The 25,753-nt window shown below is 67.7% G+C and carries 23 protein-coding genes and 1 tRNA gene; 13 read left to right on the forward strand and 11 right to left on the reverse strand.

Annotation, left to right across the window (positions count from 1 at the left end; all coding sequences use genetic code 11):
- Positions 1 to 96: 96 nt before the first annotated feature.
- The 5 genes from mreC (at position 97) to ACTIFJ_RS01685 (ending at position 4,863) form a co-directional block, all read left to right on the forward strand.
- Positions 97 to 1,056, forward strand: a complete 960-nt coding sequence (gene mreC, locus ACTIFJ_RS01665) for a rod shape-determining protein MreC (protein WP_439532340.1) — start codon at positions 97 to 99, stop codon at positions 1,054 to 1,056.
- A 29-nt stretch (positions 1,057 to 1,085) separates the two neighbouring features.
- Entirely contained in the window at positions 1,086 to 1,616 is a 531-nt protein-coding gene (mreD, locus tag ACTIFJ_RS01670) for a rod shape-determining protein MreD (protein ID WP_439532368.1), read from the forward strand.
- A gap of 13 nt (positions 1,617 to 1,629) precedes the next feature.
- Complete coding sequence (gene mrdA / locus ACTIFJ_RS01675; protein ID WP_439532341.1) at positions 1,630 to 3,627, forward strand: penicillin-binding protein 2; 1,998 nt, start codon at positions 1,630 to 1,632, stop codon at positions 3,625 to 3,627.
- 2 nt (positions 3,628 to 3,629) lie between these two features.
- Positions 3,630 to 4,733, forward strand: coding sequence for a rod shape-determining protein RodA (gene rodA / locus ACTIFJ_RS01680; protein ID WP_439532342.1), 1,104 nt, complete (start codon positions 3,630 to 3,632; stop codon positions 4,731 to 4,733).
- Positions 4,734 to 4,787: 54 nt separating this feature from the next.
- Positions 4,788 to 4,863: transfer RNA gene (locus ACTIFJ_RS01685), tRNA-Lys, on the forward strand.
- An 86-nt stretch (positions 4,864 to 4,949) separates the two neighbouring features.
- On the opposite strand, the gene ACTIFJ_RS01690 is transcribed toward ACTIFJ_RS01685, so the two are convergent.
- Both ACTIFJ_RS01690 and ACTIFJ_RS01695 read right to left on the reverse strand, forming a co-directional pair.
- Positions 4,950 to 6,152 (reverse strand): FAD-dependent oxidoreductase, encoded by a 1,203-nt coding sequence (locus tag ACTIFJ_RS01690; protein ID WP_439532343.1) that lies wholly within the window; start codon positions 6,150 to 6,152, stop codon positions 4,950 to 4,952.
- A gap of 11 nt (positions 6,153 to 6,163) precedes the next feature.
- The gene (locus tag ACTIFJ_RS01695) at positions 6,164 to 6,457 is read right to left on the reverse strand and encodes a DUF1330 domain-containing protein (RefSeq protein WP_439532344.1); all 294 of its coding nucleotides are present in this window, start codon (positions 6,455 to 6,457) and stop codon (positions 6,164 to 6,166) included.
- 218 nt (positions 6,458 to 6,675) lie between these two features.
- Here ACTIFJ_RS01695 and ACTIFJ_RS01700 point away from each other — a divergent pair, with 218 nt between their 5' ends.
- Genes ACTIFJ_RS01700 through ACTIFJ_RS01710 form a run of 3 tightly spaced genes read left to right on the forward strand, consistent with a single transcriptional unit; the run spans position 6,676 to position 9,231 of the window.
- The gene (locus ACTIFJ_RS01700) at positions 6,676 to 7,434 is read left to right on the forward strand and encodes a maleate cis-trans isomerase family protein (protein ID WP_439532345.1); all 759 of its coding nucleotides are present in this window, start codon (positions 6,676 to 6,678) and stop codon (positions 7,432 to 7,434) included.
- Between the two features lie 16 nt (positions 7,435 to 7,450).
- Positions 7,451 to 8,365: a polysaccharide deacetylase gene (locus ACTIFJ_RS01705; protein ID WP_439532346.1), complete on the forward strand. Its 915-nt coding sequence runs from the start codon at positions 7,451 to 7,453 to the stop codon at positions 8,363 to 8,365.
- Complete coding sequence (locus tag ACTIFJ_RS01710; RefSeq protein WP_439532347.1) at positions 8,362 to 9,231, forward strand: isocitrate lyase/PEP mutase family protein; 870 nt, start codon at positions 8,362 to 8,364, stop codon at positions 9,229 to 9,231. Before ACTIFJ_RS01705 ends, ACTIFJ_RS01710 begins: the two co-directional genes overlap by 4 nt.
- Positions 9,232 to 9,303: 72 nt before the next feature.
- Here ACTIFJ_RS01710 and ACTIFJ_RS01715 read toward each other — a convergent pair whose 3' ends face one another.
- From ACTIFJ_RS01715 to ACTIFJ_RS01755, 9 genes are all read right to left on the reverse strand, one after another.
- Positions 9,304 to 9,807: an RES family NAD+ phosphorylase gene (locus ACTIFJ_RS01715; RefSeq protein ID WP_439532348.1), complete on the reverse strand. Its 504-nt coding sequence runs from the start codon at positions 9,805 to 9,807 to the stop codon at positions 9,304 to 9,306.
- A complete protein-coding gene (locus tag ACTIFJ_RS01720; protein WP_439532349.1) occupies positions 9,804 to 10,205 on the reverse strand; it encodes an antitoxin Xre/MbcA/ParS toxin-binding domain-containing protein in 402 nt (133 codons plus the stop codon). The genes ACTIFJ_RS01715 and ACTIFJ_RS01720 overlap by 4 nt, the downstream gene beginning before the upstream one ends.
- Before the next feature lie 64 nt (positions 10,206 to 10,269).
- Complete coding sequence (locus ACTIFJ_RS01725) at positions 10,270 to 11,565, reverse strand: M24 family metallopeptidase (protein WP_439532350.1); 1,296 nt, start codon at positions 11,563 to 11,565, stop codon at positions 10,270 to 10,272.
- Positions 11,566 to 11,669: 104 nt separating this feature from the next.
- Positions 11,670 to 12,506, reverse strand: coding sequence for an alpha/beta fold hydrolase (locus ACTIFJ_RS01730; RefSeq protein WP_439532351.1), 837 nt, complete (start codon positions 12,504 to 12,506; stop codon positions 11,670 to 11,672).
- 14 nt (positions 12,507 to 12,520) lie between these two features.
- Positions 12,521 to 13,954: an MFS transporter gene (locus ACTIFJ_RS01735; RefSeq protein ID WP_439532352.1), complete on the reverse strand. Its 1,434-nt coding sequence runs from the start codon at positions 13,952 to 13,954 to the stop codon at positions 12,521 to 12,523.
- 12 nt (positions 13,955 to 13,966) lie between these two features.
- Entirely contained in the window at positions 13,967 to 15,088 is a 1,122-nt protein-coding gene (locus tag ACTIFJ_RS01740; RefSeq protein WP_439532353.1) for a class I SAM-dependent methyltransferase, read from the reverse strand.
- Between the two features lie 3 nt (positions 15,089 to 15,091).
- Positions 15,092 to 15,403 (reverse strand): hypothetical protein, encoded by a 312-nt coding sequence (locus ACTIFJ_RS01745; protein ID WP_439532354.1) that lies wholly within the window; start codon positions 15,401 to 15,403, stop codon positions 15,092 to 15,094.
- Between the two features lie 78 nt (positions 15,404 to 15,481).
- Positions 15,482 to 16,513 (reverse strand): LLM class flavin-dependent oxidoreductase, encoded by a 1,032-nt coding sequence (locus ACTIFJ_RS01750; RefSeq protein WP_439532355.1) that lies wholly within the window; start codon positions 16,511 to 16,513, stop codon positions 15,482 to 15,484.
- Positions 16,510 to 17,898 (reverse strand): LLM class flavin-dependent oxidoreductase, encoded by a 1,389-nt coding sequence (locus ACTIFJ_RS01755; RefSeq protein ID WP_439532356.1) that lies wholly within the window; start codon positions 17,896 to 17,898, stop codon positions 16,510 to 16,512. Before ACTIFJ_RS01755 ends, ACTIFJ_RS01750 begins: the two co-directional genes overlap by 4 nt.
- 245 nt (positions 17,899 to 18,143) lie before the next feature.
- On the opposite strand from ACTIFJ_RS01755, the gene ACTIFJ_RS01760 reads away from it, so the two are divergent.
- The 5 genes from ACTIFJ_RS01760 to ACTIFJ_RS01780 all read left to right on the forward strand — a co-directional run.
- Complete coding sequence (locus ACTIFJ_RS01760; RefSeq protein WP_439532357.1) at positions 18,144 to 20,531, forward strand: TonB-dependent receptor; 2,388 nt, start codon at positions 18,144 to 18,146, stop codon at positions 20,529 to 20,531.
- Positions 20,532 to 20,610: 79 nt separating this feature from the next.
- Positions 20,611 to 21,870, forward strand: coding sequence for a M24 family metallopeptidase (locus ACTIFJ_RS01765; RefSeq protein ID WP_439532358.1), 1,260 nt, complete (start codon positions 20,611 to 20,613; stop codon positions 21,868 to 21,870).
- A complete protein-coding gene (locus tag ACTIFJ_RS01770; protein ID WP_439532359.1) occupies positions 21,867 to 22,667 on the forward strand; it encodes an alpha/beta fold hydrolase in 801 nt (266 codons plus the stop codon). The genes ACTIFJ_RS01765 and ACTIFJ_RS01770 overlap by 4 nt, the downstream gene beginning before the upstream one ends.
- Positions 22,664 to 24,403 (forward strand): N-acyl-D-amino-acid deacylase family protein, encoded by a 1,740-nt coding sequence (locus ACTIFJ_RS01775; protein WP_439532360.1) that lies wholly within the window; start codon positions 22,664 to 22,666, stop codon positions 24,401 to 24,403. Before ACTIFJ_RS01770 ends, ACTIFJ_RS01775 begins: the two co-directional genes overlap by 4 nt.
- Positions 24,400 to 25,753: MFS transporter (locus ACTIFJ_RS01780; protein ID WP_439532361.1), on the forward strand; the 1,354-nt coding region annotated here is incomplete at its 3' end. The genes ACTIFJ_RS01775 and ACTIFJ_RS01780, both read left to right, overlap by 4 nt.

The raw sequence follows: 25,753 nt of genomic DNA on the forward strand, positions 1-25,753 counted from the left end.
GGGATGACGACTTGGGCGACATGCGGGATATTGCTAAGGGTTCCTTGCCGGTGCCCCCTGCCCTCCCGATCCGCACCCGGCCAGTGAAGGACCCTGATGGACTGGACGCCAGCCCCCCGCCGGTCGAGCGCCATGCGCCGCGAGCAGAATCTCGCGATCATCGGCGCGCTGGTCTCGGGCGCCGTGGTCGCCACCGGTCTGGTCATGCTGCTCATCGCCCGCGTCAACCCGGAAGGCAGCGCCCGCATCCGCAGCGTGGTGATGGACATTGTCGCGCCAATCTGGTCGGTGGTCCGCGCGCCAGTCGACGGCATCGGCCGCGCGGGTGACGAAGTCGGCGCCTATTTCGGCGCCGTCTCCCGCAACCGCCGGCTCGAAGCCGAACTCGCCGCCGCCCGCGCCGCGCTTCAGGCTGCGGCCGCCGACCGCCAGGCGCTGCGCCAGCTCAAACGCTTCCAGCCTGTGGCCGAGCCGCAGCGACGGCTGATCATCACCGCGCGGATCGTCAGCGCCACCCCCGGCTCGGTGGTCCGCACCGCCATCATCGCCGCCGGCGCGCGGGACGGTGTTCGCGTCGGCCAACCGGCGATCAGCGCCGACGGGCTGATCGGCCGCACCGTCGAGGTTGGCCGGCACAGTGCCCGGCTGCTGCTGCTCTCCGATCCCGCCAGCCGCGTCCCGGTGGTCATTGTCCGCACCGGCGAATCCGCCCTGGTCAGCGGCGACAATAGCCCCATCCTGCTGCTCAGCGACCGTGCCGGCGCCGATGTGCCGCTGCAGGCCGGCGACGAACTGCTGACCTCGGGGGAAGGCGGCATTTACCCGCCCGGCGTCCCGGTCGGCCGCATCATCAGCCCGGACCTGCCGCTCAAGGTCCGCCCCGCCGCCTCGCCAATGGGCGCCGGCTTTGTTCGCATCGAGGCGGCCTACCTGCCTTTGCCCGCCGATCCGCAGGGGCCGATATTCGATGCCCCGGTGCCGGCCGAGGCCCAGCGCCAGGGCGCCGTCGCCGGCACGCTGCGCGGCGCCGCACCCGCACCTTCACCTGCGCCATGAACACCGCCAACGTCCCGCCCTTGCGCCTGATGGATGCGGCCGAGCGCCGACGCTGGTGGCTGAGCCACTGGCGGCTGGCGGTGCCGGCGCTGACCACGCTGTTCCTGCTCTGGGTGATGACCGCGCCGCTGCCGCTGCCGCTGCCGCTGTTCCCAGAGCTGGGCGTGCTCGCCATCTTCGTCTGGGCCACCTTCCAGCCCCGGCTGATGCCGCCCTGGGTGGCCTTTGTCCTCGGGCTGGTCGCCGACATGCTGTTCGCCCAGCCGCTCGGCGTCAACGCCACGCTGTTCGCCCTCACCGCCGGCTTTGTCCGCGCCTTCGAGCGGCGCTATGGCCATCATGCCCATGGCTTCGACTGGGCGATGGCTGTCGCCGTCGTCGCCGGCTTCGAGCTCGGCAGCTGGCTGTTGATGGACCTCGCCGGCCGGCCGATGGCGCTGGCCCCGCTCGTCTGGCAATGGCTGACCAGCCTGCTCGCCTATCCGGCCGTCGCCGCCTTCTGCGGCCATGCCCAGCGCCGCGCGCTGGGCATGGCCAGTCCGGCCAATGTCTTCCCATGACGCTGGTCTTCCCATGACATTGGGCGGCCCTCCCCGCGAAGCCCGCTTCAGCCGCCGGGCGCTGCTGCTCGGCGGGGGCATGGGGCTGGTCGGCACAGCCTTGACGGCGCGCATGGCCTGGCTGTCGCTGTTCGAGGGAGACCGGTACGCCAAGGCCGCCGATGGCAACCGCATCAAGCAGCGTCTGATCCCGCCGCGCCGCGGCTGGATCGTCGACCGCAACGGCAAGCCGCTCGCCCAGAACCGCCCCGATTACCGGCTCGAGCTGATCCCCGCCGATATCGAGGATCTCGACGACGTCCTCGCCCGAGTTGCCCGCGTGCTGCCGCTCGGCCTCGAGGACGAACTGCGCATCCGTGCCGACATCAGCATCCAGCCCGGCTGGATGCCGGTCGAGGTGGCGCGCGACCTCGACTGGCCGGCCTATGCCGCGCTCAACGTCCAGATGGCCGATGTGCCGGGGCTCCAGCCGGTCCGCGCCTTCAGCCGCCACTATCCGCACGGCGAGCATTTCGCCCATCTGCTCGGCTATGTCGGCCCGCCCAGCCCGGAGCAATATCAGGAGCAGCGCGATCCGCTGCTGATCTACCCCGGCTTCCGCATCGGCAAGGACGGGATCGAGCGTCATGAGGACAAGGCGCTGCGCGGCACCGCCGGCGCCCGCCTCGAGGAAGTCACCGCGCGCGGCCGGGTGGTGCGCGAGCTCGGCACCCGCCCGGACCGGCCCGGCGAGACCCTGCGGCTGACCATAGACCGCGACCTCCAGAGCTATGCCGCCCGCCGGCTCGGCGACAACAGCGCCAGCGTCATCGTCATCGATTGCCGGACCGGCGACCTCCTGACCATGGTGTCGATGCCGGCCTATGACCCCAATGTCTTTTCCACCCGCGTCTCCACCAGCCTGTGGAAGGCGCTGCAGGCCGATGACCACAGCCCGCTGCTCAACAAGAGCGCCATGGGCGGCTATCCCCCCGGCAGCACTTTCAAGATGGTCACGACACTGGCGGCGCTGGCGGAAGGCATCACGCCGGACCAGGGCGTCCGCTGCACCGGCCGCTACCCGATGGGCAGCAACACCTGGCATTGCCATGCCCGGCGCGGCCATGGCTTCGTCGACATGACGACGGCGTTGCCCAAGAGCTGCGACACCTGGTTCTATCACTACAGCCGGCAGATCGGCATCGCCCCGATCGCCGCCATGGCCCGCCGGCTCGGCCTCGGCCAGAAATACGCGCTGCCGCTCGCCGGCCAGGCCTCGGGGCTGGTCCCCGACAACGACTGGAAACAGCGTCGCTACGGCAAGTCATGGGCGGTCAGCGAAACGCTCAACTGCTCGATCGGCCAAGGCTATCTCGTCACCAACCCGCTCCAGCTCGCGGTAATGACCGCCCGCATCGCCTCAGGCCGCATGGTGATGCCGCGGCTGATCGTCGGCGACGACGAGCCCCCGCCCTTCGCCGCCCTCGGCATCCCGGAAGAGCATCTCGCCGTCGCCCGCCAGGGCATGTTCGATGTCGTGAACGCCGGCATCGGCACCGCCCGCGCCGCTCGTTCCGGCGTCCCCGGCTTCGATGTCTGCGGCAAGACCGGCACCGCCCAGGTCCGCCGCATCACCCGCGCCGAGCGCCGCAGCGGCGTGCTCCGCAACGAGGCGCTGCCCTGGAAATTCCGCGATCACGCACTGTTCGTCGCCTATGCCCCGGCCGCCGAGCCACGCTATGCTGTCAGCGTCATCATCGAACATGGCATCGCCGGCGGCCGCTATGCCGCCCCCATCGCCCGCGACGTGCTGACCTTCCTCGAAGACCCGGAAAAGGCGATGAAGGCGCTGGTGCCGGTCGAAAAGGCCCTGGCCGCCAAGCGCGAGGCCGCCGCGCGCGCCGAAAAGCTCGCCGCCACCGCTGCCGAAGAGGCCCGGTTGATGCCGGCTTGGCTCCGCGCCGACGCGCCGCCGCCGCCGCCGCCGATCACCACGGGCGCCACCCCCCAACCGCCACGCGAGCAGGAATAGCCATGCTCGACGGTCCCTGGGTCCGCGAACTCTCCCGCCTGCCTTGGGGCATCGTCGCGGTGATCGCCGCGCTGGCCGGCTTCGGCATGGTCATCCTCTATTCGGCCGGCGGCGGCGCGCTGGATCCCTGGGCGCTGCGCCACGGCATCCGCTTCGCCATTTTGGCGCTGGCGATGCTGGCGCTGGCGCAGGTCCGCCCCGATTTCTGGCTCCGCCATGCCTGGACGATCTACGGTATCATCCTGGTCGCGTTGATGGCCGTCGAGCTGATCGGCAAGGTCGGCGGCGGCAGCCAGCGATGGCTCAATCTCGGCGTCATCCAGCTCCAGCCCTCGGAGCTGATGAAGATCGGCATCGTGCTGGCGGTGGCGCGATATTACCATTATCTGCCGCGCGGCTTCGAGACCCGGCCGATGGCGCTGTGGCCGCCGCTGCTGTTGATCGCGCTGCCGGTCGGGCTGGTGATGCTTCAGCCCGATCTCGGCACCGCCATCTCGATCATGGTCGGCGGCGTCGCGGTGATGTTCCTCGCCGGCGTCCGGATGTGGCTGTTCGGCGGCGCGCTGGCGCTGATGGCGGCGGCGGCCCCCTTCGCCTGGGCGCTGCTTCATGATTATCAGAAGCGTCGGGTGATGATCTTCCTCGATCCTGCGGTCGATCCACGCGGTGCCGGCTATCACATCACCCAGTCGAAGATCGCCATCGGCTCGGGCGGCCTCAGCGGCAAGGGCTTCCTCGATGGCACCCAGAGCCACCTCGACTATCTGCCGGAGTTGCACACCGATTTCATCTTTGCCACCATGGCCGAGGAATGGGGCCTGCTCGGCGGCCTTTTCATCCTCGGCGGCTTCGCCACGCTGCTGATCTGGGGCACCCGCGTCTCGATGCGCGCCGGCACCCAGTTCGGCCGCCTCACGGCCATGGGCCTCACCGTGACATTGTTCTTTTATGTCGCGGTCAACATCATGATGGTCACCGGACTGGCCCCGGTCGTCGGCATCCCGCTGCCGCTGATCAGCTACGGCGGCTCCGCGATGATGACGGTGCTGATCCTGCTCGGCCTGATCATGGGCATCCACCGCGCCCGCAGCAGTTCCGGTCACTGAAGGGCTGGACAACCCCCACCCCCCCTGCTAACTGCCCCTCCTCGCTACGGCGACGGACACATAGCTCAGTCGGTAGAGCAGCTGACTCTTAATCAGCGGGTCCTTGGTTCGAGCCCAAGTGTGTCCACCATTCCTTCGATAACCAAGACAAAAACGGCCGGCCCCATCCAGGACCGGCCCTTTGTCGTGCGCCGTGACAGATGGCGCCGGACCGCCTCAGGCGATTTCTGCCTCACGCTCCAGAGAATGCAGCATCGCCTGCTGCGCCATATAATGCCGCCGCATGTCGAGATCAGCGGCGAGCTCGTCCATCTTCAGCTCCTGCGGGCTCGGACCGTCGCCGGCCGGCGCTTCCATGGCCTGCTTGTTCTTGATCGTCTGGGCCTGCACGAACTCGTTGGCGATCGTCCGCCGCTGCCGCTCATAATGGTCGAGCAGCGCCTCGGCATCGCCGCCGCCCAGCATGATCTCGCCCAGCTTCGTCGACAGGTTCCAGGCATCATGAATGCCCGAGTTCATACCGAACCCGCCCAGCGGGTTGTTCAGATGCGCGGCATCGCCGACCAGCACCACCCGGCCGCGGCGGAAGTTCCGCGCCACCCGCTGGTGAACTCGGTAGAGCGTCCGGTGATAGGTCTCGATCGCCTCGCCATCGGGCACCAGCCCGGCGAACACCGCGGTCTTCTTGGCGTCGGACAGCAGGTCGGTCTCGCTCTCGTCGAGCTGCGAGGGCACCAGCACCCGCCACAGCTTGGGCACGCGCAGCAGCACGCACCATTCCTGCGCGTCGGACATGTAGCTGACGTTGGCCAGCCCCTCATAATGTTCATGGATCGGATAGGCGGTGGACAGCGTCAGGAACCGCTCGGGATAGGTGAAGCCGTCGAACTCGATATCGAGCCACTTGCGCACCGTCGAGCTCGCGCCATCGGCGCCGATCAGATAATCGCAACGGAAATGATCGATCGCCAGCGGCGTCTCGACATGCACGGTCACACCGTCGGCGTCCTGTTCATAGGACAGCAGCCGGTGCTGGAACAGCACCCGGCCATGCTTGTGGTTGGCCAGCCGCGCCGTCAGAATCCGCGCCAGCTTGTACTGCTCGCATTGCAGGCGAAACGGATAGGGCGTCAGGTCGGCAATGTCGCCGAGGTCGAGCGAAATGACATGGCCGCTGCGCCGGTTGCGATACTGATAGACCGGCGCCTTCAACCCGTCCGCCAGCAGCTCGTCGAGCACGCCCAGTTCCTGCATCATCGACAGCGTCGGCGGATGGAAAGTGGAGGCGCGCATGTCCTCGGCCGGGTAGTGCGTGGGCTCGATCAGCACCACGTCGATCCCCATCTCGGCGAGCCGATAGGCCAGCACCCCGCCCACCGGGCCGGCGCCGGCCACCACCACGCGCGTCCGTTCGATCATCTCAAATCCTCTCAGGCCGGGTCGGCCAGAAGCCGCAAGGTGACAGTGCCCGCCCCTTCCCGCAATTTCGCCGCCGCCTGATACTCGCTCGATGTGACATAGGCGCGCGCTGCCTCGATATCCGGATAGCGGCTGACCACCACCCGCTCGCCGCGGGCATCCTCGCCCTCGAGCGTCTCCAGCACGGGACCCTTGATCACGGACTCACCGCCGAAGCGTTCGCTCAGCCCGACGATGGCCTTGGCATAGTCGCCAAACCGCACCGGATCGGTGATCGTCACCGTTGCCACAATATACGCCGCCATCGCACGCACCTTTCTCTCGATTCGCGGCAAGCTATGGCATCAGTTTCAAGCGATTGCCGATCCACGCGGCGCGTTTGTTCACCAGTCGGTAAAACCGCGGGCGCCACACTGTCCACCAGTCGGATAAACTGCCGGGACCGGCTGGTCCGGCTGGTCCCCGCGCCGCACATCGGTCAAGGAGTGGGAGCACCGGACGCCACAGCAAAAGGACCGCGCACATGACCGATTCACTTGGATACCGGATGAAATTCGCCGTGGTGGCCCCGTCCACCAACACCAGTGTCGAGCCCGAATATGCAGACATGCGCCCGCACGGCGTGACCAATCATTTCTCGCGAATCTCCATTCCGGACACCAAGGTCACCGACGACGACAGCTTCATGGTGATGCTCAACCAGATCCGCGACTCCACCTTCGATGCCGTCGACGTGTCGATGTCGATGGACCCCGGCTGCGTCATCATGGGCATGTCGGCCGAGACCTTCTGGGACGGGGCCGAAGGCGCCGACCGCCTCCACAAGAAGATGCTCGAGCGCACCGGCGGCGTCCCCGTCATCATGGGCTCCACCGCCGTCGATGCCGCGATCAAGGCCTATGAAAGCGTCACCGGCCCGATCAAAAAGCTCGGCATCATCACCCCCTACATGCCGGTCGGCGACAACAATGTGGAAAAATTCTTCGAGGACCAGGGCTATGAGGTCGTCCATATCCTCGGCCTCAAGTCACCGTCGCCAATGCTGATCGCGCATGAATCGAAGCAGACGCTGAAGAATGCCGCCATCCAGGTTTCGGACGGCGTCGACGCCGTCATCCAGGCCGGCACCAACCTCGCCTTCGGCCATGTCGCCGCCATCGCCGAATTCTGGATGGAAAAGCCGGTCATTGCCATCAACACCGCCACCTACTGGCATGCGCTGCGCTCGATGGGCATCAAGGACCAGATGCAGGGCTTCGGCCGGCTGATGGCCGAATTCTGATCTCGGAGAAGATACGATGGAATATGCCTATTCAGCCCTGCCCGATCGCCAGCCGCTCAAATGGCCCAATGGCGCCCGCGTCGCGCTCATCCTCACCTTCAACCTCGAGACCTGGGACCTGACCAAGGACACCACAAAACCCTATTATGCCGGCGGCCCGGCGATCCTGCCGGACATCCTGCCCGGCAACACTGTCGACTGGCCCAACTACAGCTGGCGCGAATATGGCCAGCGCGTCGGCATCTGGCGCCTCTACGACCTGTTCGACGAAATGGGCGTCAAGGCCAGCTGCACCACCAACGCCGTCACCTTCGAGCGCCGCAAAGAAATGACCGACGCCTGTCTCAAGCGCGGCTGGGAGCTGCTGGCGCATAACTGGGAGCAGGGCGAGCTCTTGTCGGACTATGCGCAGGCCCCGGAAAAGGAGCGCGAAATCGTGCTTCGCAGCCTTGAGCAATTCGAAAAATTCACCGGCCGCAAGGCCAAGGGCTGGCTGTCCTCCTCGCTGCGGGGCACGATGCAAACCGCCGACATCCTCGCCGAGCAGGGCTGCACCTTCTACTGCGACATCATGAACGACGATCAGCCCTATCTGCTGAAAACCCCGCACGGCCCGATCGTCTCGACCCCCTATTCCAACGAAATCAATGACTTCACCTTCATCACCCGCAAGAACTTCACCACCGACCAGTTCGCCCAGGCGCTGATCGAGGAGCTGGACGTGCTCTATGCCGAAGGTGCCACTACGGGGCGCATCATGAACGTCGGCATCCACCCGCATGTCTCGGGCCGCGCCCACCGCATCCGCGCGCTGCGTGAGTTCATCGCCCACGCCAAGTCGCTGCCCGGCGTCTGGTGGGCCACCCGCGAGGAGATCGCCGACTGGTACCTCGCCAACCATGAAAGCCATATCCCCGGCCAGCTGAAATGACCCGGCCGGACCATGTCGCCGCCCTCTCCGGCCTGATCGCCGGAGACCGGCTGCTCTCGGTCCCCGGCTGCTGGGACGGCCTCACCGGCCTGCTCATCGAGCAGGCCGGCTTCCCCCTCGCCTTCCTCTCCGGCGGCGCCCTGTCGATGGGCCGCTTCGGCCGCCCGGACATCGGCCTCGTCACCGCTTCCGAACTCATCGAAACCACCGCCATCATCCGCGACCGCATCGAGATTCCGCTGATCGTCGACGGCGACACCGGCTTCGGCAATGCCCTCACCCTCCAGCGCCTGATCCGCGGCCTCGAGCGCGCCGGCGCCAGCGCCGTCCAGATCGAGGACCAGGGCTTTCCCAAGCGCTGCGGCCACATGGCCGGCAAGACCGTCGTCCCGCTCGCCGAAGCCACCGGCCGCGTGCACGCCGCGCTCGACAGCCGCGACCATCTGCTCATCCTCGCGCGCACCGACGCGCTCGGTGTCGAAGGCCTGAATTCAGCCCTCGACCGCGCCGAAGCCTTTCTGGAAGCCGGCGCCGACCTTATCTTCATCGAAGGCCCCCCCACCACCGAGGAACTCGAAGCCGTCGCCACCCGCTTCGCCGCTCGCGCGCCGCTGGTTCACAATCTCGTCGAAGGCGGCATCACCCCTACCGACAGCGGCGCCGACCTCGAAGCGCTGGGCTTCCGCATCGCCCTCCACCCGCTCCTCCTCCTCCACAGCCTCGTCGCTCGCGCCCCCGCCCTGCTCGCCACCCTCAAGGCCGAAAAATCTACCACCAGCCTCACCCCCGAGCTGATCCGCCTCCAGGACATGAACCATCTGCTCGACGCCGCCGGCATGCTGGCGGCCGGCGACCGGTACGCCTGACCAAGGAGCCTCCGGCGGCCCGGGCCTCGGCCCCGCACCCAGACATCGGGCCGTCGCTCAACGCCAGGAGAGCTAGTCTTTTGGCAGGCGGCCGCTGGGATCGAACACCGCCACCCGCGTCGGCAGGTCCGGCCCCCAGCGCCACAGCACCAGATTATGGTCGTCCGCCCCGGCGCCGGGCGCAAAGCTCGGCACCAGCATGCCGGCAAATCCCTTCGCCTTCAGCCCGTCCACTACCCGCCAGGACGCCGGTTCCCGCCCGGCCCGTATTGCCCCCAACCAGGCACAGGCCAGGTCCTCGATGCCGACGCTCAGCGCCCCCCGTCCCGCCCCGTCGCGCAGGTCGGCAACGGGCTCGCAATCCACATCATATTCGCAGATCGTCAGCGGCTCCAGCCGCCGCCCGAGCCCCTGCGTGCACTCATGGACGGCGGTGATGATATCGAGCGCGAGATAGAGCGTCGCCTCGCCGCGCCGGTTGAACCGCCCCCCGGTCTTCGCTGCCCCGGCGCCCGAGAGCGGCGAGAAGGACCACATCGGATCATGCCCCCGGTAGCACCGGTCTTCGAATTTCAAGCAAAGCCGCCCAGCGCAAGATGGTCGAGATAGTCGCGCACCGCTCCCGCCTCGCCCGCCTTGACCAACGCTTCGGGCGTCCGCCCGTCCAGCGCCGGGATCGGCTGCGAGCGATACCAGGCCATCGCCTGCGTCTCGCCCCCGGCCCAGTCCCGCACCCGCGCCACGATCTCCAGCATCTCCCGGACCCTCGACTGCGTACGCGGCGCCGCCCGCCGATCGGCCTTGCTGACCGTCGCCGCGCCCAGCCCGATCGTCTCGGCCAGCTGCCCCTTGGTCATCCGGAACCTGTCCGCCACCCGCTCGACATCGACGATCCCGCCCTTGTCGATGAAGGACGTCACAAACCCTGCCGACCCTTCATCGGCCCGCTTCCTGTCCTTGATCGCAACTGTCATGGCCAATTTCCGTCTCATACCAAGCCATAATATGGGACATTCTGCCCGATTTCACAAGCGGCTCTTAGCCCGGCCGCACCCGCAGCCGCGTATCCATCGACGACAGCGCCTCGCAGCCGCTCGCCGTCACCAGCATCATGTCCTCGACATGGCTCGTCCCCCAGCCGAACTCATGATAGGGCATGTCCAAGGTGAAGACCATATTCTCTTCGAAAACAAGGGGATGGTGCCCCGGCATCTCCGGCCCCACCGAAACCGGATGGTCGGTATGCTCGAGCCCCACCGAATGCGGCCCGGCAATGACAAAGCCAGGAAAGCCCTCGTCGTGCACGGCCTTCAACGTCAGGTCGACGATCTCCTTGAACGTCCGCCCCGGCCGAATATTCTCATAGGCAATGTGCAGCGCGCGGGTCACCGCCTCGTTGCGCGCGATCATCACGCGTGTCGGTCTGCCGCAAATCGCCGACCGCCCGACATCGCCGCGATATTGCTTGTAGCTGCCCACGGAATCGAGCTTGATCAGCTCGTCGCGCTCCACAACCCCGGTCGCCAGCCCGCGGATATTGGCGATGATCCACTCCGACTGGCCGCCCTGCGCGATCATCGCATGGGCATGGATGGCGTTGATGTCCTCCAGCGGCAGACCCGGCTCCAGCGCCTCGATCACCCGGTCGAGCGCCGTCTCGCTCATCTTCGCCGCGCGTCGCAGTAGCTCGATCTCGGCCGGACTCTTCACCATCCGAATCTCCTTGAAGATGTTCAGCGCATCGACGCCCGAAAGCCGCTGCAGCCCGACCTGCTGCAGCCAGCCGAGCACGCGCGGATCGTCGAACCCCAGCCGCCCGGCCTCCAGCCCCGCCGCTTGAATCGCCGCCTGCAACGCCCGCGTCGCCGACACCTGCGGATTGGCATCGTGCATCGCATAGCGCGCCAGCAGCTGCGCATCCCGCGCCGCCATCTCGGCGCCCTCGCGGATCGGATAGGGCGTCAGCGGCTGGCCTTTCACACTGTCGGCCGTCACCACCCGGTCGCCCCCGTCCTCGATCTCCTCGGTCGTTACCTCGAAGTCGCGCGGCGGCACCGGCTGGCCGGGCCGGATCCGGGTGATATAGGTCGCTACGCTCGGCATCCAGGTCGGTACATGCTCGAGATGATAGACGCCGGTCCCCGGCATGATCAGCGCCGCCGGCTTGCTCTCGTCGCGGGGCAGCAGCGCCATCAGCGTATAGTTGCGCGACATCAGGAACATCGAGCCCCAATAGTCGCTCAGATAATAGATATTCTCCTTGAACGCCGCGACCAGCCCGTCCAGCCCGTGCCGGTCCATCACCGCATTGGCGCGCGCCCTGTTGAGCAGCATCCGTCCGTCCCTCGCCTTGTACAGACGCAGAGACTAGGCTGAGCCATCGCTCGATGCAGGCCCCACCCGGCGCTCTATCCGACAGTCGGAACTCCGGGCCGAAACTACCAGCCCAGAAAGCCCGCCATCATCGCCGCCTTGGCCGTCACATCGCCGGGCACCGGCACCACCCGGACATCGGCCATCGCCGCCGCCAGTTCGTCGCCCGAGGCATTGAGCCAAGGCAGGTCGTCGGCCGCCTTCATCAGCAGGCACGGCGCCGCCACTTCGCGCAGCCTGCTCGCCGAGCGATAGGCAAAGGCCGCCCGATAGGCCTTGTGATAGGAGGTCAGGCCCTTCAGCACCTCCATCACCGAGCCATGCAGCGCCGCCGCCTCAGGCACCGCCCGCGTCATCAGCCGATGCTCGGGATCACGCAGGAAATGCGGAAAGTGCAGCGCCTGGTCGCGAACGAAGTTGAACGCCCACATGAATTGCCGGCCATAGTCATCGGGCTGCATGGCCGGGGCGTACTCGCGCAGCAGCAGCTCTTTCATCTCGTCCGAATATTCGCCGATCCCGTCGAACACCACGCGCCCCACCCGCCCCGGATGCGCCGCCGCCAGTTCGCAGGCCAGCCGCGCGCCGGTATGGCTGCCATAGACATCGATCGTCCCCAGCCCCATCTCGCCGGCCAACGCATCGACCGCATCGGCATACCAGCGCATGTCGGGCGCCTCGGGCGCCAGATCGGCGGAATCGCCGTTGCCCGGCATGTCCGGCGCGATCACCCGCCCGGCTCCGGGCCGGGAGGCCAGCGCCGCCACCAGCGGCTCCAGCCCGCGTGACGACCCCGGCGAGGCATGCAGCAGCAGCAGCGGCCGCGCGCTCCCGTCGCCCGTCGCATGGCGCATGTGCACCAGCCCGCCCGGCATCCGCACGAACATCCGATCAACCAGCATCACGCCACTCCTGCTCAAAGGTCATTGCCCGCATCCGGCGCCATCGCCGCCCCGCGCCGCCCCATCTCGTCGGGCAGCCGCCAGTACCAGAACATCGAAATCATCGAGAGCGCGCCGAGCAGCAGGAACGCCGGCGAGATCACCTCGCGCGACAGGGTGAAGTCGCCATAGAACGCCTGCAGCGCGCTCAGCGCCCCCACCGCCAGCGCGATCCCCACGCTCAGCGCAAACTGCTGGCTGACGCTGGCAATCGTACTCACCGAACCGAATTCCTTGTCCGGCACGCCCTGATAACTCATCGTCATCATGCCGATCAGCTGCGCCGCCCGCACCATCCCCTGCACGAACAGCAGCGCCATGATCGCCAGATGCGGTGTGTCCGGCCCGAAGCTGGCGCAACCGGCCAGCGTCGCCGCAAACAGCACGCTGTTGACCAGCAGGAACCGCCGGACCCCCACCCGCGCCACGATCGGCTGCATCAGCCACCGCCCGAGCATCGCCCCCAGCGCCCCGGCAAACAGCAATCCGCCACTGGTCGCCGCGTCCCAGCCGAACGCCGGCTGGAACAGCATCATCAGCAGGAACGGCACCGCGCTAACCATCTGCCGCTGGAACAGCCCGCCGACATTCGTCGCCAGCACCGCAGGCAGCCGCAGGCTGGAGAAATCCAGCACCGGCGCCGGATGCCGCCGGCAGTGCCAGACGTACAACAGCCCGCAGACGATGCCGCCGCCGATCAGCCCGAGCGCCCCGGCCAGCGGCATCAGCCCGCGCGCCAGCGCCGTCAGCCCATAGCTGACCCCCACCAGCCCGCCGCCGATCAGCACCAGCCCCGGCAGGTCGAGCGCCGTCCCGCCCTGGCTCGGCACCGCATCGACAAAGCGCGGCACCATGATCAGCCCGATGATCGCCACCACGATATTGACCCCGAACAGCCAGCGCCACGAGGCGAGGTCGACGATCAGCCCGCCCAGCGTCGGCCCCATCAGGGGCCCCAGCATCACCGGCAGCGTCAATATCGCCAGCGCCCCGGCAAAATCGTCGCGGTCCACCCCGCGCAGCACGATGATCCGCCCGATCGGCAGCAGCAGCGCCCCCATGCAGCCTTCAAAGGCCCGCGCCGCGATCAGCCATTCAAGCGTTGGCGCCAGGATGCAGCCGAGCGACGCCAGCCCGAATCCGGCCACCGCAACCAGGAACATGCGCCGCGCGCCGTAGCGGTCCGCCGCCCAGCCACAGACTGGCAGGAACGCCGTTGCCGCCACCAGATAGGCGACCACCACCATGTTCATCGACAGCACCGGCACGCCGAACTCGGCCGCCATCGTCGGCAGCGCCACCAGCACCGAGCTGGCGTCGAACGCCTGCATGAAGGCCGCCGCGCCAACGATCAGCGGCGCGATCGTCCGGCCCCGGTCAAGCTTTCGACCGCGTATCAGATCAACCAAGGCCACCGCGCGCTATTTGCGCGCCGACGCCACGAACCAGGAGCGGAACACACCCTGCGACGTATCGGAAAAACCACCCGCGCCCTTCACCGGCGCCGCCGTTGCCGCCTGGTAGCCGGTCTCGACATCGCGGAACCCTGCCGCCACCAGCTCGGCCTTATAGTCGGCGCTGATCGCAGCCTTCCAGTTCGGCTCGTTATTATAGTCATATTCCATCTCGCCGCGGATCTTGCCCCAGAGATCCATCGCCTCGTAGCGCATCGGCACCTCCAGATGCGCCACCACCCCGCCCGGCCTCAACAGCCGATGCGATTCCGCCATGATCCGCGCAATCGCCTCCGGCGAGGTCTCGTGCAGCAGCACGCAGGAGAAGATCAGGTCGAAGCTCTCGTCCGGATAAGGCGCCGCCTCGGCATCGCCCTGGCGCAGATGCACCGCCACGCCCAGATGCCGGGCCCGCGCCAGCCCGTAGCGCAGCATCGAGGCGCCGACGTCGATGCCATGCACCTCGGCCTCGGGGAACGCCGTCGCCACCGGCACCAGGCTGGCACCGATCCCGCAGCCCAGCTCCAGCACCCGCGCCGGCGCCAAATCGGAGAAGCGCGCATAGAGGTGCGACACGAGCGTATGCCCGCGCACATCGTTCATCAGCCCGCCGTTGCGGCCAAGCATGTACACGGCGCCGCCGCGGTCCATCACCGCGCCCTGCAACAGCCCGCCATCCTCGTGCGCATAGCCGCCCGGCATCATATGGACATCGCGGTCGGCCAGATATTCGGGAACCACAAAGTCCGGGTCGAGCGTCACCGAGCCCAGTTCCGGCGCTTCGGCGCCGCGCGCCTCGAGCCCATCGGCCTGCCGCCCTACGCTCTCGCCGATCGCCGTCCACAGCATTTCCTGCGCCGTGCGCCGCAGCCCGGCCCAGGCGCGGAAGCTCTCGTCCTCGTGCAGCCGCTCATAGAGCGTCTCCACCCGCGCATTGCTGCCCGGGCCCGGATCGAGCGCCAGCGCCTGCTCGCGGTGATAGGGCTCCACCTCGTCGGTCAGCCAGACCTTGAGGTCACGCACGAACAATTGCTCGGCCGCCTCGTCATGGCTGGCGCCGGGCAGCATCGGATGGGAATTGGTGTCCATGGCTCAGCCCTTTTCCTGCTGCCGCGCCGCATCGGCGCGAAGGGGGTTGAAGACGCGGCCGATCAGCCGCTTGCGGATCGCGTCGCGCTCGGCGGTCGCCACCTTGTCGGCCTGATAGGCCTCGATCGCCGACCGGTCGAGCCCGCCGGCATCGGCCAGCAGCCGCTCGACCGTATCGAGCCGTTCGCGCGTCACCGCCAGCTCGGCGGCCAGCGCGGCGATCATCGCCATGGTTCGGTCCTCGAAGGCCTGCTGGCCGTTGATATCGAGCCGCCGCTTCGCAGAGACCGGCATGGATTTCGTCGCTGTCGTCATCATCGCCTCATGCCACCATCGCCGGCGAGTCTACAATCCCGGCATCCCGCAGATTGTCATGCACATCCTGCATGACCCTCATCCAAGCCTCGGCACCAGCAGCGCCCCAACAGCGTCCGCATCGGCCAGATTGTCGAACCCGCGCAGCAGCACATCGTCGACGCCGATCGCCTGATAGGCCCGCAGCGCCGCCGCCAGTTCGTCCGGCCCGCCGACCAGCGCCATCGCATGCGAGGTGCCGCCCGTCGCCTCGATCACCCCGCCCCACAGGCATGGGTCATCGGCGGTCCGCGCCGCGGCGGCCTCGGCCACCCGCCGCGCCGCACTGGCATCGGAGCCGCTGCCCAGCCCTATCCGGGCACCTGCCCGCACCTTCCCGGCAATCTCGTGCGCCCGCGCCCAGGCCGCGCCGTCGTCCTCGGCAATCACCACCCGGATCGACATCAACATCCGCGGGCAATCGCGCCCCGCCGCCGCCGCCGCCGCCCGCACCTCGCCGACCAGCCGCGCCACCGTCGCCCGCGTGCCGCCCGCCAGCGCATAGCAATCGGCGCATTCGCCGCCGAACTGCACCCCCAGCCCCGACGCCCCGCCCCAGAAGATCGGCACCGTCCCGTCCACCGGCCGGATCAGCGTCCGGCTGCCGCGCGTCCGGTAGAAGTCGCCGTCATGGTCGAAGGCCTCGCCCCCGGCCCAGATCCGCCGCAACAGCCCGACATATTCGCGACTGCGATGATAGCGCTGCTCCTTGGTCAGGAAGTCGCCGTCGCCCTGCGTCTCGGCGTCGTTGGTGGCGGTGATGATATGCACGCCGGCCCTGCCGCCGCTCATCCGATCGAGCGTCGCCAGCATCCGCGCCGCCATCGTCGGCGCCACGAATCCCGGCCGATGCGCGATCATTACCTTCAGCCGGTCGGTCCATTCGAGCACGCTCGCCGCCACCAGCATCGGGTCGGGGGACGCCGCGCTCTGGGCGATCAGCACCCGCTCATAGCCATGGCGGTCGAACGCCTCGGCCATCCGCCGCATGAACGCCGGGTCGAAGGCGCTCGCCGCCGGCCCGGTCAGCTCGGTCTCGTCGGCATAGGGCAGCAGCCCGAACACGTTCATGGCTTTTTCCTCTGCCAGATCTCGGGCTCGACATGCCGCTCCGGATGCCCGTCATGCCGGCTCGCCGGCACCGCCAGCCCCAGATGCTCGCGCAGCGTCCGCCCCCGATAGCGATCGCGGAACAGCCCGCGCGCCTGCAATATCGGCACCACCCCGTCGACGAACTGCGCCAGCATGTCAGGCAGGATCGGCGCCGCGATCACGAACCCGTCCGCCGCCCCGGCCCGGAACCAGCGCGCCAGTTCGTCGGCCACCTCTTCGGCCGTCCCGGCCAGCGTCTTCGATGTCCGCCCGCCTGCCACATGTCGGGCGATCTGCACCAGGCTCATCCCCTCGCGCGCCGCATGCTCGATGATCCGCGTCTGCGAGCCCTTGGACGCATTGTTCGGCGGGATCGCCGGCAACGGCCCATCGGGATCGAAGCCAGCGAAATCGAACCCGCCGAACTGCATCCCCAGTAGCGACAGCGCCAGCTCGGTCGGGATCAGCGCCTCGAGCTCATCGGCAATCGCCACCGCCTCGGCGGTCGTCTCCGCCACGATCGGCTGCACCGCGGTCAGTATCTTCAGCGCGTCGCGCGGCCGCCCCATCGCCTCGACCTGCCCCTTCAGCAGCCCGTAAAAGGCCACCGCACTCTCAAGTGACGGGTGCGAGGTGAACACCGCCTCGGCCATCCGCGCCGCCATGGCCAGCCCGGCCTCGGAGGCCCCGGCCTGGACGATCACCGGATGCCCCTGCGGCGGCCGCGGCATCGTCGCCGGCCCGGCCACCCGGAAATGCGCGCCGGCATGCGCCACCGCATGAACCTTGTCGGGGTCGAAATAGCGCCCGCTGGCCTTGTCGGCGGTGACCCCGTCGCCGTCCCAGCTGTCCCACACCGCCCTGGCGACCTCTACGAACTCCTCCGCCCGCGCATAGCGCTCGGCATGGCCATAATGCGCATCGCGGCCGAAATTATGCGCCTCGTTCTCGGTGGTCGAGGTCACCACATTCCATCCGGCCCGCCCGCCGCTGACATGGTCGAGCGTCGCCAGCCGCCGCGCCGCCGAATAAGGCTCGTTGAAACTGGTCGAGAGCGTTGCGATCAGCCCCAGCCGGTCGGTCACCATCGACAGCGCGCCGAGCACCGTCACCGGGTCCATCCGCACAGCATCCACCGCCGCATAGGCCTCGCGCCCCGCCACCGGCCGAAACCCCTGCGCATCGGCGAGGAACAGCGCGTCGAACAGCCCGCGCTCGGCGATTTCGGCAATCGCCCGGTAATGGCCGATGTCGGTCAGCCGGCTCGGCGCCGCCAGCGGATGCCGCCAGCCGGCGGCATGGGCGCCGCTGCCCATCGGCATGGCGAAAAGGCTCATCTGCCCGGCAGCGACGTCATCGGCCATGTGCCACTCCCTTGTTGATGCCCCGGATATGAACCCCCCGCTTCGGCCTTGTCATCCGCCCGCCCATCACAATTCTCACCAGTCGGATACCGGAATCCCGCATTTTTATCCGACTGTCGGGAAAACCACCCCGGGATGGTGGACGCAGCGTCGCAGCATGCCATCCATGTTGCATCGCGTCACCAAAGAGCAGCGCCGCCAAGGCGCCGGATGGCGAACACTCAGGGTTCACTACGGAGGGTATCATGATCAATCGCATTTCCAGCGGCAGCACCGCCTGGCGCGCCGCCCGACTGTCCGGCGTCGCCGGCCTGGCGCTCGCCATCGCCACCACCGGCGCTCAGGCCCAGCAGGCCGAAGCCGGCGCCAGCACCGGCATGGACGAGATCGTCGTCACCGCCCGCAAGCGCGACGAGAACCTCGTCGATGTCCCTGTCGCCATCACCGCGATCAGCGGCGAGATGCTGCAGAAGCGCGGCATCCTCGGCCTCAACGAACTCAACGATTTCGTCCCCGGCCTGCGCTATCAGAACAGCTCAGCCAACCGTAACGACCGTGGCTTCCAGACCATTTCGATGCGCGGCATGTTCCCCGGCGACAGCCCCAACCGCCAGGCCGTCACCGTCTTCGTCGATGGCATGGCCGTCCCCGGCGGTGCCACCGCCGGCCTCGCCGACATCGCCCAGGTCGAAGTCGTCAAGGGCCCGCAGAGCGCTTATTTCGGCCGCAGTACCTTCGGCGGCGCCATCAACTTCATCACCCGCACCCCGTCGCTGACCGAAGTCCGTGCCTCGGTCGATGCCTCCTATTCCAACTTCAACACCGCCGACATCCGCGCGAGCCTCGAAGGCCCGATCTTCACCGACAAGCTGGCCGTGCGCATCGCCGCCCGCTATTTCACCGCCGATGGCCAGTATGACAATGTCGGCTACGGCGGCCGCCTCGGCGACCGCGAGACCAAGTCGGTCGATTTCGCCTTCATCGCCAAGCCGACCGAAACCACCACCATCCGCGGCTACGCCACCTATTGGGAAGACAGCGACGGCCCGTCGGCCCAGTCGCTGCTGACCGAGCAGGACTACAACTGCAACGCCGGCGGCAACGGCCGCATCCCCACCGGCAGCACCACCCGCTTCAACTATATCTGCGGCGATGTCGGCAATATCGTGCCGGCGCGGATGTCGCAGAACACCAACCCCAGCCCGGGCGGCCAGTTCGGCGGCGTTACCAACGCGCCGGTCGGCAATGTCGTCGATCCGGGCTTCATCACCAACCTCGGCCTCGAGCGCCAGGCCTATCAGGCCCGGCTGTTCATCGACCAGGAGATCGGCACTCACACGTTGTCGATCGCCGGCGCCCACAACAAGAACCGCTGGGCCGCGCTGACCGACACCTACAACCGCCCGCCCGATGGCACCGGCTATTTCTCGACCGTCTACCTGCCGTACAACATCGAGAACAACTCGGCCGAGGTCCGCCTCGCCTCGCCCTCGGACGGCAAGCTCACCTACATGGTCGGCGGCAATTATTATTGGGAAAGCATCAACTTCTTCACCCGCGCCCATCGCCCCGGCCCCAACATCACCAACCTCGGCGCGCCCACCGATTTCCGCGCCCGCACCTTCGGCCTCTTCGGATCGGCCGCCTATGAGCTGGTGCCGGGCCTGAAGATCTCCGGCGAAGCCCGCTACCAGTGGGATACCATCACCCATATCGCCAGCTCGGCCGTCACCGGTGCCGTCACCACCGCGCCCACCGAGACCTTCAAGGCCTTCACCCCGCGCGTCATCCTCAGCTACGAGTTCGCGCCGGACGCCTCCACCTATGTCTCCTGGGCCAAGGGCACCCGCCCCGGCACCTTCAACTCCAACTTCGGCGCCTTCAGCCCGGCCATCCAGCAGGCCATCACCACCAGCGCCGGCCGCCCGGTGCCGATCGCGGTGCCGGAAGAAAAGCTGACGATGTACGAGTTCGGCGTGAAGGGCGAATTCCTCGATCGCCGCCTGCGCCTGCTCGCTGCCGTCTATTATGGCCAGTGGCGTGACCGGCAGATCAACCAGAACATCGCCTACCAGACCGGCACCACCATCTCGACCGCCACCATCACGTTCCCGGACGGCGAGACCAACCTCTGGGGCGTCGAGCTGGAAGGCGCGCTCAGCGTCACCCAGGACCTCACGCTGGAAGGCACGTTCAACTGGGCCGACACCAAGATCCTCTCGGTCGCCTGCGCCGAATGCGTCGCCATCGATGGCATCGCCAACCCGGTCGGCAATCTGATGGAACGCTATCCGGAGTTCAGCGGCACCGCTGCGATCAACTATGCCCCGCGCCTGACCGATATCTGGACCGGCCTCGCCCGCGTCGACTATATCTACACCGGCAAGCAGTTCGCCACCGCGTCGAACGTCGCCTGGATCGGTGACGCCCACCGCGTCAACGTCCGCCTCGGCGTCAGCTCGGAGCGCTACACGCTGGAATTCTTCGGCCGCAACATCTTCGACAACAAGACGCCGTCGAACATCCTGCGCAACACCAACCCCAATGGCAACCTCGCCCAGGGCCTCAACACCATTGTGCTGGCCGCCCCCGAGCGCCCCACCTACGGCGTCCGCGGCATCGTCCGCTTCTGATCCCGTTCTCCCCCCTCCCTGCTCGCAGGGAGGGGTCGGGGGAGGGTATTTCTCCAGCCCCACAACCCGGAGCCCGGCCATGCTGCTGAACCGCCCCCGCGCCAACGCCATCATGGACCGCGAAGGGCTGGACGGCCTGATCGCCACCGCCGCCATCAACATCCATTATCTGTCTGACTACATGGGCGCGCTGATGAAGATGCGCCGCACCTTCTACAATTACGCGCTGCTCCCCCGCGACGAGACCGCGCCGGCCGCGCTCATCGTCACCGGCGTCGAGCATCTGCGCTTCTTCCACAAGCCGGATCTCAGCTGGATGCCCAGCATCCTGCCCTATGTCCACCCGATCTACCTCGACCGCCGCGACTTCGATCCCGAGGTCGAGGACCCCGAGCATGTCGAATATGGCATGAAATGGCCGATCAACCACGCCACCCTGTCACCGCGCGACGAGCAATATATCGCCTTCATGGAAGCCCATCGCGGCGAGGCCTCGGTCAACGCCACCTACGCACTGAAGAAAGCCCTCACCAACGCCGGCCTGGAAGGCGCCCGCCTCGGCTCGGACGATCCCCGCATCGGCCCCTGGCTCCACGAGATCGGCCTACCCCAGGTCCGCGTCACCGACGCCACCACCATTTTCCGTGAAATCCGCATGGTCAAGACGCTCCCGGAAATCGAGCGGCTGCGCGCCGTCGCCACCGTCAACGAGGAAGCCCTTGAAGCCGTCATCGCCAGCTTGCGTGTCGGCCTGCCCCGCATCGAGCTCGAACGCACCTACAATATCGAGTGCGCCAAGCGCGGCGCCCGCGGCCTGTTCCTCTCCACCGGCCAGAGCGGCACCAACCAGCATCTCGGCACCGTGCTTGCCGACGAGCCGATCACCTTCGACGGCTTCTGCGAGATGAACCAGTATCACGGCGACCTGGGCAGGGTCGCCGTCGTCGGCACCCCCAGCCCCGAGCTGGTCCGGCGCGTCGAGGCAATCCAGGTCGGCTGCCAGACCGTGCTCGATATCGTCAAACCCGGCGTCACCGGCGCCGAGGTTACTTCGGCGGTCATCGATGCGGTCCGCGCCGCCGGCTTTCCCGGCTTCTTCTTCGCCACCCCGCACTCGATCGGCCTCGAACATGGCGACCATATGCTGCCGCTCGGCCCGGTGCTCCCCGGCGGCAACGGCCCCTTTGTCTTCGAAGAGAACATGGTGTTCAGCCTCGACATGCCCTATTACGAAGTCGGTTGGGGGAACCTGCACATGGAGGACCAGCTGCGCGTCACCGCCACCGGCATCGAGCCGCTGACCAGCTGCAACACCTCCCTCCGCATCCTGCCGGCATGATTCACAAGACCTATGTCCCCGGCCGCTGGGGCCAGGTCCATCTCCGCCTCGCCGGAGACCCCGCTGCGCCGCCGCTGCTGCTGCTGCATTCCACCCCCAAGTCCGGGTGGCTCTATGAAGGGCTGATGCGGACGCTCGCCCCCCATTACCGCCTCATCGCCCCGGACACCCCCGGCTACGGCGCCAGCGACCCGCCCCCGACGCCGCCGAGCATGGCCGAGCACGCCGACGCGCTGCTCGAACTCCTCGCCGCCCTCGCCGATACCGGCCAGATCAGCCACGCCCCCGTCAACGCGCTCGGCTACCACACCGGCTCCTCGATCGCCGTCGCCATGGCCCAGCGCCAGCCGGCCCGCATGGCCGGCCTCATCCTTGTCTCGATCGCCGCCTATGACGCCGAGACCCGTGCCGAAAAGCGCGCCAATCTGTCGAAATGGCCCGGCCCCCAGCCCGATGGCAGCCACATCAGCTACATGTGGTCGCTGACCAAAAGCCTCGCCCACCCCGCCGTCACCCCTGACTGGCTGCACGCCTCGGTCACCGAGAATCTCCGCTGCGGCCGCCGTGCCCCCTGGGGCTATGACGCCGTCTACGGCCATGATCTCCAGGCTGCCCTCGCCGCCCTTACCCACAAGGTGCTGCTGCTCAATCCCGAGGACGATCTCTTCGCTCTCACCCGCGCCAACCGCCACCTGCTGCCGGATGCGCGCTACATCGAGCTTCCGAACCACGGCCACGGCCTGTTCGACCTCGAAACCGCCGCCATCGCCGGCCTGATCCGGGATTTCCTCGCATGAAGCATGATCTCATCATCCGCGGCGGCACCGTCGTCGACGGCACCGGCGCCCCGCCCTATGTCGCCGACATCGCTATCAAGAACGGCCTGATCGCCGCCATCGGCCGCATCCCCGGCACCGCCATCCGCGAGATCGACGCCACCGGCCATATCGTCACCCCCGGCTTCGTCGACATCCACTCGCACTATGACGGCCAGATCACCTGGGACAACCACCTCTCGCCCTCATCCGGCCACGGCGTCACCACCGTCCTGCTCGGCAATTGCGGCGTCGGCTTCGCGCCCTGCAAGCCGGACCAGCACGACATCATGATCGACGTCATGGAAGGCATCGAGGACATCCCCGGAATCGTCATGGCCGAGGGCATCCCCTGGGGCTGGGAGACCTTCCCCCAGTTTCTCGACTTCCTCGACACCCGCCGCATAGACGTCGATTTTGCCATCCTGGTCCCGCACATCCCGGTCCGCGTCTATGTCATGGGCGACCGCGCCGTCGATCTCGAAGCCGCCACCCCGGACGACATCGCCCGCATGGCCGCTCTCGTCGGTGAAGGCATGGCCGCCGGCGCGCTCGGCTTCTCCACCTCGCGCGCGCTCGGCCACCGCACCGCCTCTGGCGAGGTCGCCCCCAGCACCTTCGCCGGCGAGGACGAGCTGCAGGCCATGGCCCGCGAGCTGCACAAGGCCGGCCACGGCATGTTCTGCGTCGCCACCGACTTCGCCATCGAGAACGGCACCGCCCCCGAATTCGAGCTGCTCCGCCGCATTGCCGCCACCAGCGGCCAGACGGTGATGTTCCCCATCCTCCAGCACAACGAAGCGCCCGATCGCTGGCAGATCATCGCCGACGCCACCGCCGACGCCCGCGCCCAGGGTCTCGACATGCTCGGCCAGGTCGTCGGCCGCCCGGTCGGCGTCCTCTATGGTCTCGAGACCTCCTCCCACCCCTTCTCAGGCTGCCCCAGCTTCCAGCCGCTGATCGGCCGCCCCCATGCCGAGCAGGTCGCGGCGATGCGCGATCCCGCCATGCGCGCCCGCCTGCTGTCCGAAGAGCCGCAGATGGAAGACGCCCGCGTGCTGAAAATGGCGCGCAGCTTCCACGAGATGTTCCGCATGGGCACCCCGCCCAACTACAGCCCGCCGCTCAGCGAACGGCTCGACCATATCGCCGCCGCCCACGGCCTTACCCCGGCCGAAGTCGCCTATGACATCATGCTCGAAGACGATGGTCACGGCCTCATCTACCACCCGGCCCGCAACTTCGCCCAGGGCAACCTCGACACGGTGCGGGACATGCTGACCCGCCCCGAGACCATCCTCGGCCTCGCCGATGGCGGCGCCCATCTGGGCCGCATCTGCGACGCCTCGATGCCCACCTTCATGCTCACCTACTGGGCGCGAGACCGCGGCGCCGACGCGCTCGATCTCGCCACCCTCGTCCGCGCCATGACGCTGGACACCGCCCGCGTCGCCGGCCTCCATGATCGCGGCGTCATCCGCCCCGGCTACAAGGCCGATCTCAACGTCATCGACATGGCGGCGCTCACTCTCCACGCCCCGCGCGCCAGCTTCGACCTCCCCGCCGGCGGCCGCCGCCTCACCCAGGCCGCCACCGGCTATCGCTGCACGATCGTCTCCGGCATCGTCACCCATGAAAACGGCATTCCCAGCGGCCAGCTTCCCGGCCGCCTGTTGCGTGGCACCCAACCCGGCCCCTCCCGCAAGGCGACTGCATGACCACAACCACCGCCGACACCATCCCGGCCCCCGCCCCCGCAGAGCGCCTGCCCTTCAAGCTCTGCATGGGCTTCGGCGTCGGCTCGGTTGGCGTCGCCATCCTGCTCAACACCGTCACCATCTTCTTCCCGGTCCTCATGACGACCATCCTCGGCCAGTCCGCAGCGCTGGCCGGCCTGCTGCTCACCGTCTCCAAGCTCTATGACGTCGTCGCCGATGTCGTCATCGGCGTGGTGTCGGACCGTACCAAGTCCCGCTTCGGCCGCCGCCGCCCCTTCCTCCTCGCCGGCGCCATCATCGCCTCGCTGTCCTACCTGATGATCTTCGCCCCACCGGCAATGTCGGACACCTGGCTGACCATCTACATGGCCGCCGCGCTCATCATCTATTCCACCGGCTATTCGCTGTTCGCCGTCCCCTATATCGCCATGGCCGGCGAAATGACCGACGGCTACCACGAGCGCACCCGCCTGCTCTCCTTCCGCTCGGTCTTCATCGCTATCGGCCAGCTGCTCGCCGCCAGCGGGGCCGCCGCCCTCATCGAATGGCTCGGCGGTGGCTCGCGCGGCTATGCCTGGATGGGTGCCGCCTGCGCCGTCATCATCTTCACCACCATGGTCCTCACCTTCTTCGGCACCAAGAACGCCCGCCGCCGCGAGGCCCCGCCCAAGCACGCGCTGCCCAAGGCCGGCCAGCTCCGCTCGCTGTTCACCAACCGCCCCTTCGCCATCCTGATGGGCACCAAGGTCACCCAGTACATCGCCATCAGCACCGTCTCCACCACCAAGCTGCTGTTCTTCCTCAATGTGCTCGGCATCGGCTATGTCGGCATGATCAACGCCACCATGTCGCAATACATCGTCCAGGGCCTCTCCGTCCCCTTCTGGGTCTGGTTCTCGCGCGCCATCGGCAAGAAGCGCGCCTATCTCGTCGCCATCGTCCTCCTCGCCCTGGCCTATGGCAGCTGGGTCCTCGCCACCCCCAGCATCACCACGCTGGAAGTCTGGATCCGCGGCGGCCTCCAGGGCCTCGCCGCCTCGGGCACCACCCTCGTCAGCATCTCCATGCTGCCGGACATCATGGAATATGACCGCAAGCGCACCGGCAACAGCCGCGAAGGCGTCTTCTCCAGCATCTACGCCATGCTCGAAAAACTCAGCTTCGCCATCGGCCCCGGCCTCATCGGCGTCATCCTCGCCATGTCCGGCTACATCGCCACCACCAAGGGCGAACTCGTCCAGCAATCCCAGAGCACCATCACCGCCCTCTACATCGGCGCCGGCGTCCTCCCCTTCGCGCTCGCCATGACCAGCTTCGTCATCATGTGCTTCTACGACCTCGACGAAAAGA

Source organism: Polymorphobacter sp. (genome assembly GCF_051860865.1).
Lineage (GTDB): Bacteria > Pseudomonadota > Alphaproteobacteria > Sphingomonadales > Sphingomonadaceae > Sandarakinorhabdus.

Coding starts and splice junctions, on each gene's coding strand:
- ACTIFJ_RS01755 (WP_439532356.1), bottom strand. CDS start 17,898: ATGGCCGATGACGTCGCTGCCGGGCAGATGAGCCTTTTCGCCATGCCG.
- ACTIFJ_RS01705 (WP_439532346.1), top strand. CDS start 7,451: ATGGAATATGCCTATTCAGCCCTGCCCGATCGCCAGCCGCTCAAATGG.
- ACTIFJ_RS01765 (WP_439532358.1), top strand. CDS start 20,611: ATGCTGCTGAACCGCCCCCGCGCCAACGCCATCATGGACCGCGAAGGG.
- ACTIFJ_RS01760 (WP_439532357.1), top strand. CDS start 18,144: ATGATCAATCGCATTTCCAGCGGCAGCACCGCCTGGCGCGCCGCCCGA.
- rodA (WP_439532342.1), top strand. CDS start 3,630: ATGCTCGACGGTCCCTGGGTCCGCGAACTCTCCCGCCTGCCTTGGGGC.
- mreD (WP_439532368.1), top strand. CDS start 1,086: ATGGATGCGGCCGAGCGCCGACGCTGGTGGCTGAGCCACTGGCGGCTG.
- mreC (WP_439532340.1), top strand. CDS start 97: ATGGACTGGACGCCAGCCCCCCGCCGGTCGAGCGCCATGCGCCGCGAG.
- ACTIFJ_RS01725 (WP_439532350.1), bottom strand. CDS start 11,565: ATGCTGCTCAACAGGGCGCGCGCCAATGCGGTGATGGACCGGCACGGG.
- ACTIFJ_RS01700 (WP_439532345.1), top strand. CDS start 6,676: ATGACCGATTCACTTGGATACCGGATGAAATTCGCCGTGGTGGCCCCG.
- ACTIFJ_RS01695 (WP_439532344.1), bottom strand. CDS start 6,457: ATGGCGGCGTATATTGTGGCAACGGTGACGATCACCGATCCGGTGCGG.
- ACTIFJ_RS01710 (WP_439532347.1), top strand. CDS start 8,362: ATGACCCGGCCGGACCATGTCGCCGCCCTCTCCGGCCTGATCGCCGGA.
- ACTIFJ_RS01720 (WP_439532349.1), bottom strand. CDS start 10,205: ATGACAGTTGCGATCAAGGACAGGAAGCGGGCCGATGAAGGGTCGGCA.
- ACTIFJ_RS01750 (WP_439532355.1), bottom strand. CDS start 16,513: ATGAACGTGTTCGGGCTGCTGCCCTATGCCGACGAGACCGAGCTGACC.
- ACTIFJ_RS01745 (WP_439532354.1), bottom strand. CDS start 15,403: ATGACGACAGCGACGAAATCCATGCCGGTCTCTGCGAAGCGGCGGCTC.
- ACTIFJ_RS01730 (WP_439532351.1), bottom strand. CDS start 12,506: ATGCTGGTTGATCGGATGTTCGTGCGGATGCCGGGCGGGCTGGTGCAC.
- ACTIFJ_RS01775 (WP_439532360.1), top strand. CDS start 22,664: ATGAAGCATGATCTCATCATCCGCGGCGGCACCGTCGTCGACGGCACC.
- mrdA (WP_439532341.1), top strand. CDS start 1,630: ATGACATTGGGCGGCCCTCCCCGCGAAGCCCGCTTCAGCCGCCGGGCG.
- ACTIFJ_RS01740 (WP_439532353.1), bottom strand. CDS start 15,088: ATGGACACCAATTCCCATCCGATGCTGCCCGGCGCCAGCCATGACGAG.
- ACTIFJ_RS01690 (WP_439532343.1), bottom strand. CDS start 6,152: ATGATCGAACGGACGCGCGTGGTGGTGGCCGGCGCCGGCCCGGTGGGC.
- ACTIFJ_RS01770 (WP_439532359.1), top strand. CDS start 21,867: ATGATTCACAAGACCTATGTCCCCGGCCGCTGGGGCCAGGTCCATCTC.